General features: G+C 36.9%; 15 protein-coding genes. 14 read left to right on the top strand and 1 reads right to left on the bottom strand.

Annotated features, from left to right (window positions below):
* Positions 1-44 precede the first annotated feature (44 nt).
* The 4 genes from OM416_RS20140 to OM416_RS20125 all read left to right on the top strand — a co-directional run bounded on the left by OM416_RS20140 (position 45) and on the right by OM416_RS20125 (position 2,779).
* Positions 45-1,052: a hypothetical protein gene (locus OM416_RS20140; RefSeq protein ID WP_264932533.1), complete on the top strand. Its 1,008-nt coding sequence runs from the start codon at positions 45-47 to the stop codon at positions 1,050-1,052.
* A 148-nt stretch (positions 1,053-1,200) separates the two neighbouring features.
* Complete coding sequence (locus OM416_RS20135; RefSeq protein WP_264932532.1) at positions 1,201-1,443, top strand: hypothetical protein; 243 nt, start codon at positions 1,201-1,203, stop codon at positions 1,441-1,443.
* Positions 1,444-1,871: 428 nt separating this feature from the next.
* Positions 1,872-2,417: a PIN domain-containing protein gene (locus tag OM416_RS20130; protein WP_264932531.1), complete on the top strand. Its 546-nt coding sequence runs from the start codon at positions 1,872-1,874 to the stop codon at positions 2,415-2,417.
* 77 nt (positions 2,418-2,494) lie between these two features.
* Positions 2,495-2,779 (top strand): hypothetical protein, encoded by a 285-nt coding sequence (locus OM416_RS20125; RefSeq protein ID WP_264932529.1) that lies wholly within the window; start codon positions 2,495-2,497, stop codon positions 2,777-2,779.
* Here OM416_RS20125 and OM416_RS20120 read toward each other — a convergent pair.
* Positions 2,772-3,554: an HD-GYP domain-containing protein gene (locus OM416_RS20120; RefSeq protein WP_264932527.1), complete on the bottom strand. Its 783-nt coding sequence runs from the start codon at positions 3,552-3,554 to the stop codon at positions 2,772-2,774. The genes OM416_RS20125 and OM416_RS20120 overlap by 8 nt on opposite strands.
* A gap of 390 nt (positions 3,555-3,944) precedes the next feature.
* Between OM416_RS20120 and OM416_RS20115 the strand changes: the two genes are divergently transcribed.
* From OM416_RS20115 to OM416_RS20070, 10 genes are all read left to right on the top strand, one after another.
* Entirely contained in the window at positions 3,945-4,646 is a 702-nt protein-coding gene (locus OM416_RS20115; protein ID WP_264932524.1) for a hypothetical protein, read from the top strand.
* Positions 4,647-4,672: 26 nt separating this feature from the next.
* Positions 4,673-4,897 (top strand): hypothetical protein, encoded by a 225-nt coding sequence (locus OM416_RS20110; protein WP_264932522.1) that lies wholly within the window; start codon positions 4,673-4,675, stop codon positions 4,895-4,897.
* Positions 4,898-5,298: 401 nt separating this feature from the next.
* On the top strand, positions 5,299-6,207 hold the full coding sequence (locus OM416_RS20105; protein ID WP_264932520.1) for a hypothetical protein: 909 nt from the start codon (positions 5,299-5,301) through the stop codon (positions 6,205-6,207).
* 33 nt (positions 6,208-6,240) lie between these two features.
* The gene (locus OM416_RS20100; protein WP_264932518.1) at positions 6,241-7,353 is read left to right on the top strand and encodes a hypothetical protein; all 1,113 of its coding nucleotides are present in this window, start codon (positions 6,241-6,243) and stop codon (positions 7,351-7,353) included.
* A gap of 252 nt (positions 7,354-7,605) precedes the next feature.
* The gene (locus OM416_RS20095; protein WP_264932517.1) at positions 7,606-7,755 is read left to right on the top strand and encodes a hypothetical protein; all 150 of its coding nucleotides are present in this window, start codon (positions 7,606-7,608) and stop codon (positions 7,753-7,755) included.
* Positions 7,756-8,793: 1,038 nt separating this feature from the next.
* A complete protein-coding gene (locus tag OM416_RS20090; RefSeq protein ID WP_264932515.1) occupies positions 8,794-9,366 on the top strand; it encodes a hypothetical protein in 573 nt (190 codons plus the stop codon).
* Positions 9,367-9,592: 226 nt separating this feature from the next.
* Positions 9,593-11,134: a hypothetical protein gene (locus tag OM416_RS20085; protein ID WP_264932513.1), complete on the top strand. Its 1,542-nt coding sequence runs from the start codon at positions 9,593-9,595 to the stop codon at positions 11,132-11,134.
* 358 nt (positions 11,135-11,492) lie between these two features.
* Entirely contained in the window at positions 11,493-12,170 is a 678-nt protein-coding gene (locus tag OM416_RS20080; RefSeq protein ID WP_264932510.1) for a hypothetical protein, read from the top strand.
* A 291-nt stretch (positions 12,171-12,461) separates the two neighbouring features.
* Entirely contained in the window at positions 12,462-13,022 is a 561-nt protein-coding gene (locus OM416_RS20075; protein WP_264932508.1) for a methyltransferase family protein, read from the top strand.
* 96 nt (positions 13,023-13,118) lie between these two features.
* Positions 13,119-14,420 (top strand): hypothetical protein, encoded by a 1,302-nt coding sequence (locus tag OM416_RS20070; protein ID WP_264932505.1) that lies wholly within the window; start codon positions 13,119-13,121, stop codon positions 14,418-14,420.
* The last annotated feature ends 145 nt before the right edge of the window (positions 14,421-14,565 follow it).

The raw sequence follows: 14,565 nt of genomic DNA, 5'->3' as shown, positions 1-14,565 counted from the left end.
TGTTTAAGCGGTGCTTCCTTATTTTATTTAGGAGGTTTTTCAGAATGGATAGTATCGGTTATAAGCCAATTTCTATAGGACACAATGCTGTAACAGGGGAGGTTGTAGAGTGGCCGTGGAGTGAAGCAGCATACTCTACGATGACTATTGTGGGTGGGGCTGATAACAGCCCTAGATTTGCATTGGTAGACAGCATTGTTAAAGAAGTGATTCAACAGGACGCGAAGTCAGTGTTTCAAATACGTATGGGTAAGCCAAACTCTAATGAGATAGCGATCCCGAGCGATGCCATTTCATGGAGTGGACAATTCTCTGATCCTCCATCGGATGTGGAAGATCGAGAAATCTTTATAGGCAACCGGATCTTTTTTTGCTCTAATTACTTTGGGTTGTTAGCACAGTCCAAAGGAGTGCTACGCAGTGAATTACTGCCACCAACATCGTATCGTTGGAATCTAGAAGGACCACTTGAGGGATATCGTAGGGCTATAGAAAATCTGGATTCAGACCATCCTCATAAACTGAGCTTACAGACAGAGTTGAATAAGCTAGATGAAAACATCTGGTACCAATCTGATTCTGATGGAAGGTGCTTCTATATTGATGACACAAATGATGTGTATGCTCTTGCACAGAACTTCCTTTTCGCAGTGTGGAGCTTCTGGGCCGAAATCGGAAAAATGGATGATCCTCAACCAATCCTTTTAGTCATTGATATGCCAAAATCACTTGTTAAATTTTCTCTTGATCCGGAAGTTACCCAGGTCGTAATCCGAGCTTTGGAGATTCTTAGATACTTATCTCGAGAGACAACGACAACGATGTTGCTCTCTTCCGAAATGTTGTATCCTGCCCCAGAACTACATTTCAGACATAAAATTATTTTTCAAAGCTCAGAGGACGGAGATTTCAACCTAGAGAACGAAGAGATCAATCATTACTTTGGTAGAGATCACATTCAGTACTGGCTTAACCACAAATCGACTTCTGGTATTTTGTTTGATGATTTAGAGAATGTTCATTTTTCATTTACACCAACTAAGTTAAGTTAAGTTAACTTAATTTAACTTACACCAATATGTGAAATCTGAATGTCTCAAAAAAAACGTACTTGTTGCGTTTTTTTTTTTTTTGAAGTTTGATATTCTTCCTGAAGGTCATTATATTTGAGATACACAACAAATTTAGGAGCGATATAATATGAATGAACAACCAGATATGAAGGGCCTCAATCAATTAGAAGCCGGTGTGAATTTATATAAATATGTATGCATTTTAGGGATGCTTAATTTTGGTACTCCGGAAGAGCGCAAGGTGGCTAAACGTGAATTGCATGAACTGGATGCCGATACTATTTCACACTTAAACAAAGCAGCATTTTCTGCAGCAGCGGATCAATTAGGATTAACCCGAGATGAAATGGTCAGTCTGCATGGAGAGTAAGAAGGATATAGCTCCCTTCAAAAAGCCAAACTCATTATGGCTTACATACTTGTTACCTTCATGCGTAGGATTGTTCTTTCTCTCGATGATTTTATTCTCAGAGGTTCAGGATTCATCGAGTCCCCAAGTTAAATATTATTTTTTGCTCTTCTTTGGATTATTCTTGATATCAGTCTATCTGATAATTGCCTACTTTTATCAAGTTTGGGTCACACCTAAGAAAAATATGTTACTTCAGATCTTTCAGCAAATGGGGGAACCGATCACCTACGTAATATCTAAAAGAGTTGTACTGGATGATTATAAACTTGAGGAATATGGAATCAAATCCATGCAATTCAGTAAGCTGTCTCAGAAAGATTTGAAAGATATTCATAATGAGTGTTCGAAACTAGAACATAATGCGGGTCGGAGAAGGAGATGATAATATGGTTGATCTATTGATAATATTATTTGTAGCCATACCAATTATTTATGGTGCTCTCACTGCTGGTACACCTAAACAACGCCAAATACATAGCCCCAACACTGATTCAAATCATACTATTGATCCTAGTATGGAATTACAACACTTCTCCAATCTCGGGTACAGGTTGTGCTTTGATCAGAATATACTTTTTAATAGGCCAGACTTAATTAATCAATTGCCGCGTACGACTAAGGTAGGGATATCAGAATTTATCACGCAAACACTGAAACAGCATGGTAAGTCTTCACAATATGCCTTTTTGACGAAAAGTATTCTTTCGAGCATACAAGAGTTTGAAGATCTTAAAATCTGTAAGGCTGAAAGTGACAATTCACTAAACAATTCTAGATCGCTTTCCGATATAAATGATAGAACGATTCTTGAGTCTTACCTCATAGATCAGTCAGAGAATCTATATTACAATCTATTCGTTACTGATTCTAAAGATATGTGGTCCAATGCAAATAGTCATGGATTAAAATCCATACTTATAACGGAACAATAGATGCGAAGAACGCACAATTACCTACCTGGTAGGAATTGTGCGTTTTTATTTTAGTGAAGAGAGCAGGTGCTTGAATAATGTCTGAAGTGATTAGTTCAATGAGAGAACAGATATTAGAATCAATCATGTATTCAAGGTCGGTTAGATGCTTTAACGTTAATTTTGGCAGAGTGAGTAGCACGGAAGGGATTCTAGATTGTGGCCTTGTCATAGGGCCGGCAGAAAAACAGTTCCTTGTTGGGCTGCTCTCAGACAAACTCTCAAAATCAGATCTCCCCAATAATGGAGCTATCATTATAGATTATGAATACGATGAAGAGCAGGTACTGCTTCACGGATCGGTACAGATACAAATCAACTGATCTGTTTTCTTTCAAAATCGTTGCTTGAGCTCATGGCGTTCAAAAAATGCTCCACAACGACGGGGTCGAAGTGACTTCCAGCGTTCTCCTTAATAATACTTAGTGCTTCCTCTGGCTGCATTGCATCACGATAAGAACGATTTGTGGTCATGGCATCATACGCATCGCATACCGCTACGATCCTTGCTTCAATGGGTATTTCATGATGTTTAAGACCCAAAGGGTAGCCGGTACCGTCAATTCGCTCATGATGGTAACGTACAATATTGGCAATACTCGTGCCATGAAAGATATCAAGTTTAGTAATTACCTCGTACCCTTGCTGTGGATGAGCTTTCATAATCTCATACTCTTCATCTGTGAGTGAGGAGTTTTTGTTCAATACGGAGTTAGGGACATATACTTTTCCTAAATCATGGAGCTGGCATCCCATGTAAATATGTGAGCAATCCTCTTCAGACAAATTCATACTCTTTGCTACGGCGTAGGCGTAATTGGCCACATTATGACTATGTTCATCGGTGTATTTGTCTCTTGTTTCTACCACAGCCACAAGAGATGATAGAACGGAGTGTTCAATTGTCTTTTTATCCAATGTCACTGAGCTTGCTGCTCTTTTCTTCAGTTGAATCGCTAATACCCCTAATATACTCCCGATGATCATACTACTAAATAGAACAGAAAGTTCAATTGTCGTAGCTAAAGGAAGCAGCAGTATACTGAATGCAGTAAGTGGAATTAATAAGACAGGTAGAAAAAAGCCATAGTTTTGCACAATTTTTTTCCTCCAATGCAAAAAGCACCACAGAAAAGACCTGCGAGGGTCTTTCATGTGGTGCTTCCACGTTCCGGTTTATTTTATATTCTTATTATATCAGAGAATCTCTTTCCTGATAATACCTGTCTATGTACCTAATTGAATTTTTAATTGACATTACTATAGTCTTAGGTTAACTTATAAATATATAAAAGATAAGTTGAAGCTAATTACATACTTTTTTTCATTGAGGAAGCACCTCTTACGCAAGAGAAAAACTTGCATAAGGGGTGCTTTTTGTCGTTTTTTGGTTTTGAAGTTTGTTTCAATAGCTACATGGATAACTTGTGGAGAATTAAATTTGCATATTCAGGAAACCAATACATAAGCAAAGTGGGGAGTTTTAAAATGAGTACAACAACTAGCGTGATCACTGGTGAAATAGTCAAAATTAGAGCAATAGAAAAGCAGATTTATGATTTGTTATGTGCGGGGATCATGCACTTACAAGAAATTGCTGATGCAATGGGCCAATCATATTCATCAGTAAATTCAACGTTGTCTCGGATGGTCCTCTATGATATTGCAAAGCGACAAGGTGGGGGTATTTACGCACCAGTGATTAAGAATTATGTAACGGGACCAGATGAAGAGGTCATTACACAGCGACGCAATAGTAAACGTGGGCACACGAATGACGTTAATCAAGTCGGTCAGACGCCTGCAGAAATTGTTACGTTTATTGAAGAGCAGTATAAGCTGTGCTCATCAAAAAATGATATCGTTTCGAAATTGAAAAGTCATGGTGTGATTATCAACAGATATATGCTTAATCAAATTATCTATACATTTGGGATTGAGAAACGAAATCCAATCCGAAATAAACAATCTGAAGCCTTGCTAAACATTTCAGCAGAGTGTATCAGCTACGTAAGAGAGCTTTATGTCGAAGGGGTGGAGCTGGAACAAATTTGTGCAGAACTTAGTAACCTTTCAATTGAAATGGATTTACCATTACTTGTAAGACTCATTAACACCCACGATATTCAAAGATCAAACCTGAAGAGAGAAGATGTAAAAGAACTAATGGCAAGTGGTATGATGCTATGATTTTGCATCTTGGAGGGCTATTGATCGTGGCTGTAGCACTGGTTAATCTGATATTTGCGAAGAGATTGCTGGAGGATTCAACAGAGGTTCAAGAGAAAGTTATCCAAGATACTTCGGTCAGTCGTATCAGTAAAACATCAGTAACTCAGAAGTTACGTTTGTACGATACGCTTATACAACTTCTTGCTTTTACAGCATTCGGCCTGGGAGTCCTGACTTTATTCCAAATATACAAATTCATGTTTAAATAATGATACCCCTCCTTCAGAATAATTGATGGAGGGCTTTTCAATGATTACGGAAACCGCGAATATACTTACGGCTTTTTACTAGAAAATTGTTATTCTCAAACAACACTGCAAGAAAACTCTGTACATGGTTACTTATGCAGGTCCCTTCCCCACTGTAGCCCAGCTAGTCAACTCATCGCATTTTATGCTGATCTTCATATGTATCCTGAAAGAATGTCTCAGGAAAACATGATAGTTCTGTATTATCAATAAATGTTAAGTAAACTTTAGGAATAGAACGATAAATATGGTTTTTACTAATGAGAAGAAAACTTTACTAGATATTGTTGGGTTTATTATCCTATACTATTATAGGAGTTTGGCAACATGTACAAAAGTGAGTTGAGAGAGGATTAAAGGCGATGACCACCAATAACAGATTAGGGTTCTCCCTGATAGAGAATGCGTATGACTCATTAGATCATGGAATTGAGCACTTAGAGAAGGCAGTAACGGAGGATAACCCATTCGAGTACAAAAGAGCTGTACTTGATTTTTGTCATGCTGCTGAGTTGCTATTAAAAGAGGTATTGTTCAGAATCAATCCGATCTATGTATTCGATAAAAATGATTTGTTCAAAAGATGTGAGGACCCTTTAAACCCAACGATAAATGAATTGTACATTTGTAGGTCCTTAGAAGTGAATCCGTTGTGTGATGCAATTAGAAAATATGCGCCTGATCTGTCTGCTAACACTGGGGCAAACCTTAAGGTGTTTTCAAACACAGCTGCTCCCTTCAGAAACAAGATACAGCATTTCTGTTTCGAAACATCTGAAGAGGAAGTAAGAGGGATTCTTCTAAAATTAAGCTATCAATTGTTATCCCCTGTATATACATATCTTGATATGGATAAAGAATTTGATCCTATTATGGAAAGATTGTATGTCGCATTTCGGATGGAAAACGTCATAAACTACCATTCAGAAGAATTACGTGATCAAAATAAGGTCTTTGATATAGGCAGCTGTTTTTCATGTGGTTTATATGGCTTATTTCTCTTATTCGATAATAGTACTGGGTACACTAATTCGTGTCATTGTGTTGGTTGTGGCTTCGCTCTACCTAAAATTCCTATTGAAGAGTACAGAGTATGTCCTGAATGCAGCGGATATACACTCATCTATTCAAGTGAACTGCAAGGTGGTGTATGTACTTACTACAGATGTGCAAATCACAAAGACGGAGGAATACTCATATCGATGGAATTCTGCACAGATTGCCATGATTACAAAGTTGAAGAAGTATGTAAGTGCACCGAAGATATATGAGTTGTTACCAACTATGAAAGAGGTATTTAGCTAATGAACAATACCCATATCCGAGAAAATTACCATAGTTTCTTATCTGAAACTGCTCACTCTTTAGATCCTATTTTACGAAAGATGAGGTATCAGGATAAGAATAACTGGAGAATGATTGCGTGGACATCACCCATAAAGAAGCTTCCGAGACTCCTTAGTGCAACCGGTAAACTCAGTAAAACCATTTGGGGACTTTTGAGTACCGGTGGAACTGGGGTAACCGTATTCCTAGGCTTTGTCCGTGACTGGCCAATCTGGTTAATATGCTCACTCGTATTGGGTATATTATTCCTGGTGTATTATTTGATGGTAACATCATATATGAGCAAAATGTTATCCATTGCTAGTGACGAGTTTCATGTTGGTGCTTACAAAGCAAAACGACCAAATGAGTATTTGGTTTGGTCTCCACTAACTAAAGGCCATAATGCTACTTATACTGGTTTATATGACGTATTTACATTAATTTCGAATGCGCAAAGCGGAAAAGAATTGCAAGAGGCACTAAAGCTAGTCAACGATCATGCGGTTAATCTCAAGGACTCCAACGATCAGTTCTTAGCAGAAAGGGAATATTTCTTCGATGAACTAGAAAAACAAGAACAAGCCATTAGCTACTTGATAGGTTTGATTAAAGATACTAATAAAACACTTTATAGAATGGTAAACGACTGTTTGGATTACTATGAATTTGATTTTGTCAGTGCTTTTACAATTTATGAGGTACAGGGGGATAAACTAAAAAAAATATTTGATAAAGGTACTAGTGGTAACAGCCCCCAGTATATCGCTTTAACAAAGGAGAACGCTTCACGGTGGTCAGGAGTTGATGTAGCGTTGAACCCAACTGAAGGACCTAAATATAATAATCCTTATCCTGGCCGAACAATCGTTTCAATACATATGAAAATGTTGAATGAAGTTCAATGGATTTGGAATTTTCACATGGATGACTCAAATGATAGAGCGTTGATACTAACGCTTGGAAGTGATATTATCGAAGTAAGAGAAGTCTATAGATTAGTTCATGCTTTCTGTTTAATCCTACAAAAAGAACTTCTAAAAGAGGAGGGAACTCTCCATGACAGAATCCATAAAACCACAGAAGGTTGAATTACATTCACAGCGTGAGATACTTACCTCGAATCGAAACAAAAGAGAAAATATGGTCAAAGTTTTTTCACATATAAGAAGTAGGCACAAACTGGATGATGACTCCACGTTAGTTCGTACACATTACAGAAAAGGTAACTTTAAAGAAACTCGGTGATTGTACCGAGTTTTTTTGATTTCAATTATATGTTTAAAATCAGGATAGAAAAGAAATGATGTTACTAGAATCTCGAATGTGGAGGCTAGTACATAATGAAAACAAATAAAATCTTACCTTTTCTGAAGAAACCTCAGCGTGTGGTTCATAAAGATCAGGAGCAAATTTTTAAAGATAACCGTACTAGAAGAGAAAAAATGTTAAAGCAATTTGATCAAAAAAATAAATATAATAGTAAAGAATAGTTGAGATGCCCTCTAATTGCCAAACTATATCCTAATGGTGGTGTTGGTTCATGTCCCTCCCGCAATATCACTCACTTGATACAGATTCTCTTCTGGCTACATAACTCCCTTATGAGTTTTTTTCTAAGCTTCCGTGCGTTATCCAATTGTTCTATCTCTTGTTGCGAAGAAGGTCCATTTACTCTCAAATTTTTTTTGAAAAATCTCTGTTTTCATTGGTCGATTTTTAAATATCGTGTTAAGATCGTTCCAATACATAGGAATGACATCGATATAGAGAGAATGGTGAATTATGATAATTCGAAAGTGTCACGATAAAATAATGGATATGGAAATGATTCTGGATAAAGATTACGATCCGGAAGAGATGATAATTAATTTTACTTGTTCGCACTGCCAATCAGGTATCACGATTAGTTGGGAAGAGCTTTGTGGAGATGTCATAAGCATTGAAGATGGTGCCCTTGAACGTCTTCGGAAGGAGAATTTAACTTGACCTTAATCGTGATGTACAAGTGATGGGGATATTACAATTTCTTGTAGGTTGTCTTTTGTTGTATTTGTTTATAGGTCTTATACTCGCTTTTGTATGGTTTGCATACGCTAAAATTGTGGAGTTTGACACGAAGAATGAGCAGTGGAACCTGGTTCTGAATTCGGTGATCGGGTTAACCTTATTTCTTGTGACGGTTACAATGTTATGGCTACCTGTAGCACTACCATTCTTGAAAAAGAAGGGTCACCTTCTGAAAATGAAGCGGCAAACTCATGTCGTTGAAAACCCCGAATCCAGAGCTCTTAAGCTATTTTCAAAGCCGATGCGTGCTTTGAAAAGTCGGTTAGATGACTGGTACTATTATCAGTAAACGAAACACTATGGAATGGATCTGTCTTGGAAAGATCCATTTCGCCATAAACTATATCGAAAGACCAAGGGAATCCGTTATGGATTCCTTTTTTTAGTATATTCCAAAAAACTTTGGATAAGATTATAGAAGAGATGATCAATTTACCTAACTATGATAAGGAGGAGTATTTATGAATGATAGTACTGCTTTGAAAAAATCACCGATATGGACAGCCTCAGAAGATATAATACTTGTCCAAGCTATATTAGAATCTGTGAGCCAAGGGAAAACTCAACTGTATGGTTTTGAGGTTGCCTCTGAGCGTTTGCAAAGTAGAACATCTGGTAGTTGTGGTTTCAGATGGAACAGTGAACTGCGCGATAAGCATAAATCCGCTTTAGAAAAGGCGAAAAAATTAAAAAATGCGAATAAAGCGAAGTTAACCTTGGTAGAAGACAGTAACCAATCCCAACCTGCTGAGAAATCAGAGGAGAAAGCAAAGCAATCCGGACTAGCGAGTATTGATATTAACGACATGCAAGAAACAATAAAGTCGATGCAGACTTTTTTAAAGGATATGAGTAGATCTTTAAATCTACTTAAACAAGCACATGTAACAATAGAAAAGAAAGACATTGAAGTCACCAATTTACAACAAACAGTAGAAGGTCAGAGAGATCGCATTAAAAACTTAGAGCACATTGAGAACCAATGGAGAGAATTTTCTGCTTTTGCTGATAAAGTCAGATCGAAAGGCATATGAAACTTTCATCTTGGTGAGCAACATGTTATGATCACTTTAATTAAGGAATATTTCTAGCACTGAGCCACGCGGCAAGTCAGTGAAACCATTATTAACACACTTGAAGTGAACAATTCGATAAACTATCGAAATTTCCCCCATGAGGGTTGTTCCTATCTAAGTGTGTTTTTTGTCGTCTGATTAAAAGTTGCTACATATTCTAAAACCAAATGGAGGTATTTTTAAAATGGAAAGAACAAGAATTCATACCCTGAGAAAAGAAGATGTACTAAGAGAAGAATTTCAAAAAGTAGGATTGAGTGAGATTTTAGCAGGAATAAATTTGGAAGTGGGACCTAATGATTCACCTGTTCAGCTTGAAAAGAAATTAAGAAGTGCTGTACAAAGGCAGGTAAAGAAACATGTGAAGAATATGGCATTAGAGGACATCCTAGATTTCGTTAAACAGGTGTCAGATGGGCCTTATCAAATCGACATTCATTTGCTTGCACCCCCTGATACAGAAAGGGAGAAGTCCATATTCACACTATTGGCCATTGCAGGGAAAATCACAACAGAAGACATCATACCTTATCACCCTGTTCAGGTAGACTTAAAAGTATTTGATAAAACTCAAAATGCATTTACATTGCTCAGAAAAGAGTTATTGGATAGATTTCATATGCGTCATCGAGGTCTGATAAAAAACATGGATGAAATAGGCTGCTTCTTGTTCGCAGACGTTTATAAGTTGATTTCAAACGTTATCGTGAACAATACGTTTCATTCTTATGCGTTAACTCAGTCCGAATACTTGCAGTTTAAGATTGCTGAATACTATTACTTAAGATCCTACAATGAAAATAAACACATTATGCCAGATGACATCTTCTTTCAACAACAACTTCAGAAAACGATGAAACACTATAGCATATCACTTCCTGACATGAACAATATGGAAGTGCTATACGACACAACTTTCACACTAGAGGATTTTGATGGATCAAATACAGAGGTACCTTTATCTAAAGCTGTGAAAAATCTCGTTATTCCCCGCTTGATCAAAACCATGAGTAATATTCGTGAAAAAACAAAACAAATCATGAATGAGCATTCTTCATACGCTAAGGCTTTTCAAATGAAAAAGAATATTAGTCCTGCTACATTATCCATGATGCAAGAGAATCAATTCCGTTGGATGTATGGAGAAGTGGAGTTAGACAATGATGTTGATCTTCAAAAGTTTCAAACTCTAGAAATGGAGTTTACGGAGCTGCGCACACAACTAGGATTAAAACAAGCACTGGACCACAGTTTCCGAATTCGTAAGCTTGGAAGACACAAGGCTGCCGGTCTCTATTACCCGTACTACAAAGCCACGGTTATTGATATAGATGGTCCAAGTTCTTACGCTCATGAGTTGGGGCACCAGCTTGACCATACCATTCTCCCAGGGCAAGTCCTCAGTGAAACCATCAACTTTGATCCCATTATCAGCATGTACGAACACCTTGTGGAGGACAATGTAACTAAACTGCCAAACAACAACGAGTTCAAAGTCAAATGGGAAAAAAAGAGATCCTATTATTTTTATCCATCTGAAATCTTCGCAAGATCCTTCGAGCTTTTCTTATCAAAATCAATGGAAATCTCATCCTCATTTTTAAAGAAAGAGTACACTTCGCCTGAATATCCGTTAGACCAAGATTTTTTAAATCTAATTCAGCCTTACTTTGAAGCCATGTTAGCTATACATGCAGAGGAACCAATGAAAGTTGCTGTGCAGTAATGAAAAAACAAATATGATGCTGCTTTGTTATAGTCGGACATTAGTTCATTTATGAAGGCTCCTACTCAAGGGAGCAGTCTGAATCCATCTGTAATCTTTGCAGTAGACCCATAAAGGGCAAAATTCATGTCTTCTTTAGTTCAAGTGGGTACCATGATGGATCAAACACAACTAAATAAATTCTATAGCGGAACATGTGTAAAGACAATAATACAAGCAGGTTATAAAAAGAGTATTTGATACCACGATAGACCCTCTAATGCAATTCCGCTCGAACCACACCCAAAAAGTAGCTCATCATCATTAATCCAACGGAATCAAAAGATCAATCAAAAATAAAATAGAACGGAGTGAAAAAATGACCATTTTCTTATGGGCTTATTTTGTTGCAGCCTTAATGTACGCATGTAAGGGGACTCTTATAGTTCACGAGTTGGGGCATTACATCGTATTAAAATACATCTACAGAGATCCTGATTGTGGCATCATCATTGGTGACATACATGGTGATCTCCGGACGGAAAAGACAATCGCCGGTGTTCAAGTAAAGTTTTTTTCAAAGTCAGAGAATAAGAAGGTACATGGTACAAAAGGAATCTGCTATCCATGGAATGAAGTATACGCTAAACCTAAGTCTTGGAAGGCAAAGGTATATGCTATTGCAGGAGCTGGTATGGAATTTATCATGGCATCTTTACTGATCACAATTGGACTGTTCATTATTCATACGCATACCACATCACCGTGGATGGATTTAATTACTGCAATCGTAATGATTATTCTCATTTTTATGTCCATACTCATTCCTTGTTTAAAATTGTGGACTGGGAGTAATCAAGCTGTTCAACTCAAAAACAAAAAAGTGAAATCGCTAACGAAGACCGCTTACGGGCAATCAGATCGTATGTTGTTATTTAAAAACGGAAAAACGCTGCTAATCTTTTATACAGGATGTACATGTGCGATCTTTTATCTGGTTTTTGTAACTTTGATAAGATCATTAGAAAATTTTTTGAATTCCTGGATGTTTATATGATAATAATATTTTAAAAGTCTGCCTTTAGTGAGAGAAACCAGTATTCAAATAGTGACATCTATAAAAACGGAAACAAGCTATCGGATGGCTCCAATAGCTTGTTTTATGAAACATCAAAAAAAGGAGCTCAAACTTGATAGAGCAAGTTTCTGGTATCTACAAAAATTATACTTCTCTATAATAAGAGGACGCATAATGCTTTCTAACTGCTAGCTTAGTAAGAGAACATTATCAACACCGTTAATAATGAGGTTGACTAATCACTAATTAAAGAAAAGGGGTCCTGGCATTATGAATCTTACTTTATTGTTTTACGCTGCCGTCATTACGTTATTTGTTTTGTTATTCTCTATTCCTATTCAAATGTACTTCAACTCAAAGAAACAGAAATTAGAAATAGACAGATATACTTTATACTTTGGAGCGTTTGTCGTCGTATATTATGTTGGTGCTTATTTTGTGGAACTTTCTACTATATTTTGGTTTCACCCAGTAACAGTAACTATCTTAATTATAATATTGGATCTAATTCTGTTATTACACAACTTAAGCATTTTCAACCTTTCTAAAAACTTCTCAGATTCTCATCAACCGAAAGATAGTTCTGTACTAGTCCACAAGGGAATGTACCGGTGTGTTCGGCACCCAATTTATAGCATGTTCTTCTTTGAGGGAGTACTACTTTCTCTTATCTCCCCATGGTTGATCCCTCTCGGTATGGGATGCATCATAATTCCGATCTACCGTTTGGTAGTTCTTAAAGAAGAATCGTATTTGATTCAACGATATGGCCAAGCTTATACTGACTACCAACTTAAAGTAAAACATAAAATCATTCCATTTATCTGGTGAGGTAACATCAAGCTTCCCTTTAGGGAGGCTTTTTATTTATTTAACCCAAAATAAGGTATATGCTAGGAGGGAATAATTTCAAAGGAGAAAGATACTATGAAGAACAAATTTCAACAAGGAATATATGATCTTGAGTGGAACAATTACGCCCAGGTAGATTCCACCGTTAAGCACCCACTTGGTCAACTCTCTACCATACTTCATGAGACAGTACATTTCCAAGTTACTCATCGTTCACCGTATGGATTGCTGGTCACCATGCTATACAAACTTGGTAAAAAAGACAAGCGGTTAACAGATACAGCACATTATTTACTCTCCAAGATGAAAATCACTCAAGAATGTATCGCTGTTTTTTATGAAATGATTTGGTATTATGAGAAAAATGGAAAGGAAGCTTGCTTCCATCATTTACGGGACATGCAACTAAACAACAGAGAATATTTTGACTATCTTCAACCTCTATTCTTCTTAATACATCAACATGACGATCTCTCTTTTTCAGAAAAACTCGAAATTGCTAACATGTTAACCCAGCTTGCTCTATCAGGTAACATCGGGAAAGTTTCTAACGCCTCGAAACCAAGACTTTTAGAAAACCATTTCAAAAATGAGTATGGCATAGGGTCTAAAGCTTTGATTCCAGATGTTCGATTTAAATTACTCTCTTCAGCAGCTCAAAGTATTCTCCAGAATAATGAAGAATTCACAGTGGAGGCACTTTTCAACAAGGCAGGACTGGAGCACAAACTTTCAAAACATGAAGATGTACTTGAATTACTACACACCACAATTGAAAATCATCCTCAAAAGGAAGATCTGCTTGAAATTCTAGAAGGTATGCAGGAGATAAATCTTAGCGAAACATACCTTTGGATTCACCCAAACTCATTTACATCATATAAAATATCAGCGGAAATATCGCCACAGAAACTTGTTGAGGTTTTAATTTGTGGTAGTGGAGCGGTTGTCTTACCAATGTTGATATCCCCCTCGACTTATCCTTTTATGTTTATGGATAACGTTACAAAGACCACCTATGGTGGATTTGTAAAAAAAGATACACTCATTGAACTTTTCAAACGTGTGAATTTGCCACTGACTGTTCATGAGAGTAGCTTTAAAGAAATCACTAATAATCCCAATTATTTTAAAGTAATTGAAGAGTTAAATCGACCACTATATGTATACATCGATGCGCCCTACGTAAAAGCTCGACCTATACTGAATCAGTATTTATCTGATGACTCGGTATGTATTATGATTGCAGTACCCCATGTTGAAAATGTAGGACTATTGGTAATAAAACCGAAAAAAAATGAAGAGATTTTCATATTACAATTGTTTTTTATCACCATTACAATTACATACAAAATACTATTGAACAGGGGGAGCTAAGGGCATCACTCCTTAATATCTCGGATGACTCCATTCAGGATATATTCTTTGAAAATGGTGATAATCATTATTTAGATGATTATTTCACAGTCATTGATAGTGAACTCCAGATCGATGGAGAAGCGGACTTTGAGAAAATGGCTAA

The sequence above is a fragment of the Paenibacillus sp. LS1 genome, from assembly GCF_026013365.1.
Taxonomy (GTDB): Bacteria; Bacillota; Bacilli; order Paenibacillales; family Paenibacillaceae; genus Paenibacillus.
This window is presented reverse-complemented; position numbering and strand designations above follow the sequence as displayed.